The following is a 1,824-nucleotide window of genomic DNA, read 5'->3' as shown; positions in this document are numbered from 1 at the left end:
GATAAGAGCTCGGGGCAACGGCACTAGTGAATCACCTGTCGCTCCTCAGGGCAGTGTGCTCGCCCTCGTCACCTGGTTTCAACGCGAAGACCCACATTGGTTTGGCGGCCGGATACCGGATACTCCGAAGTCCATCGAATTCGTGCAGGCTGATGCTTCTGGGAATCAAATGGCCTATCGATGCTACGACGGGCCAGGGCTCAGTGAGCATCGCTTGCCCGCTGATGTTGCGGCGAAACAAACCAGGTTCATTTCGAATCTCGCTCCGGCGTGGTTGCCTTGATGTGCGCGCCCGAATCCCTTTTCTCAACAGGCTCGCAGAGGAGTAGCTGATGAAGACATACGTTGTTGAGGTAACGAACGGCCCCTTTCAAGAAGTGGATGTCACGAAGCCAGAGCCGAGGCCGGGTCAGGTTCTCGTAAGGATTTGCGCGAGTGGTGTAAATCCGTTGGACACTAAGATTCGCGCCGGGGAGGCGCACCATGCAAAGCAGCCGCTTCCTGCCGTACTCGGTCTGGATATGGCTGGAATCGTTGAAGCCAAGGGTCCGGGCGTCACTGAGTTTCAGCCTGGAGACGAAGTGTTCGGGATGGTCGGTGGAGTGGGCGGATTGCAGGGAACGCTGGCGGAATTCGTAGTCGCTGACGTCGGGTTGCTCGCTCCCAAGCCGAAGACGCTGACGATGCAGCAGGCGGCAGCGCTTCCACTTGCCACCATCACTACATGGGAGGGTCTCGTTGATCGCGCGGGCGTGCACGCCGGACAAACCGTATTGGTGCATGCCGGCGTCGGCGGTGTCGGGTATGCCGCGGTGCAGATCGCCCTCGCGTTTGGCTCAAAAGTCTTTGCAACCGTTTCAAGCGACAAGCGATCGATACTCGACGCGTTGGGCGTGGTCGCGATCGACCGAAATGCGCCAGTCGAAGAGTACATCGCTGAGCACACCGGTGGCGAAGGCTTCGACATCGTCTATGACACTCTCGGCGGTCAAGTACTGGACGCGTCGTTCGCGGCCGTCAAACGCTACACCGGCCACGTCGTAAGCTGTCTTGGTTGGGGTATGCACTCACTTGCGCCACTTTCATTTCGCGCGGCTACGTACTCAGGCGTCTTCACCCTGATGCCGCTGTTGACGGGAATGCATCGTGCACATCATGGGGAGATTCTTCAAAAGGCAGGAAATCTCGCAGGGCAGAGTCAACTGAAACCGCTGCTGGCAGAACGCAGGTTCGGACTAGACGAGATCGCAGACGCATACAGCATGGTTGCAAGAGGCAGCAGAGGCAAGGTGGTCATTGAGCATTGATCGTCGTTGTTTTCTGGCATCCACCTTTATGGCATTCAGCGCGCTCCGTAGTAAGGGCGCTTCGTTCGATTTCACCCTGGAACCTGCTATTTCGAGGAAACGTATGACAGACACTCCAAACAACCCTTAACACAGCCAATGACGCCCACGGGTCGGCGATCCAGGCGTCGATTCACATCGAGATCATGCGGCCGGAGAATCGGGGCGCTCACTGTTGAGTCGGCGGTCCCTCAGACTGTGCGGAGGATGGAGATCACGGTCAGGTCATCTTCCTGCCCGTGAGCCGGTTCCAAACACCGGAAAACAGTAGCAAATGTTGCAACGACCAAGCACGCTTCATCCCCGCGCCATTACTGGCGATTGGTGAATCTTGCACCCTAAAGCAAATCTTGCTAAAACCCATCAGACCCGCTTTCACGGCAGTAATCAATTGCATCGTGATTTTGCTTGACTCTCCATAGAGGCCGGGGCGAGGATTTTCCCACTTAAAAGAAACATCCCCCACCCAATGCGAGGC

The 1,824-nt window shown here is 57.0% G+C and carries 3 protein-coding genes; 2 read left to right on the top strand and 1 reads right to left on the bottom strand.

What is annotated here, in order from left to right; all coding sequences use genetic code 11:
- Nucleotides 1–283: hypothetical protein (locus WA354_RS25110; RefSeq protein ID WP_472815770.1), on the top strand; the 283-nt coding region annotated here is incomplete at its 5' end.
- A gap of 49 nt (nucleotides 284–332) precedes the next feature.
- Nucleotides 333–1,307, top strand: a complete 975-nt coding sequence (locus tag WA354_RS25105) for a zinc-dependent alcohol dehydrogenase family protein (RefSeq protein ID WP_472815769.1) — start codon at nucleotides 333–335, stop codon at nucleotides 1,305–1,307.
- Nucleotides 1,308–1,566: 259 nt separating this feature from the next.
- Here WA354_RS25105 and WA354_RS25100 read toward each other — a convergent pair.
- The coding region (locus tag WA354_RS25100; protein WP_472815768.1) for a hypothetical protein at nucleotides 1,567–1,824 on the bottom strand (258 nt) is incomplete at its 5' end.

Source organism: Occallatibacter sp. (genome assembly GCF_049802275.1).
In the GTDB taxonomy this organism is placed as follows: domain Bacteria; phylum Acidobacteriota; class Terriglobia; order Terriglobales; family Acidobacteriaceae; genus Telmatobacter.
The sequence above is the reverse complement of the archived record's forward strand: the minus strand, read 5'-3'. Positions and strand labels throughout refer to the sequence as shown.

What these genes read in the sequence shown, in the direction of transcription:
- WA354_RS25105 (WP_472815769.1), top strand. Translation starts at nt 333, where the DNA reads ATGAAGACATACGTTGTTGAGGTAACGAACGGCCCCTTTCAAGAAGTG.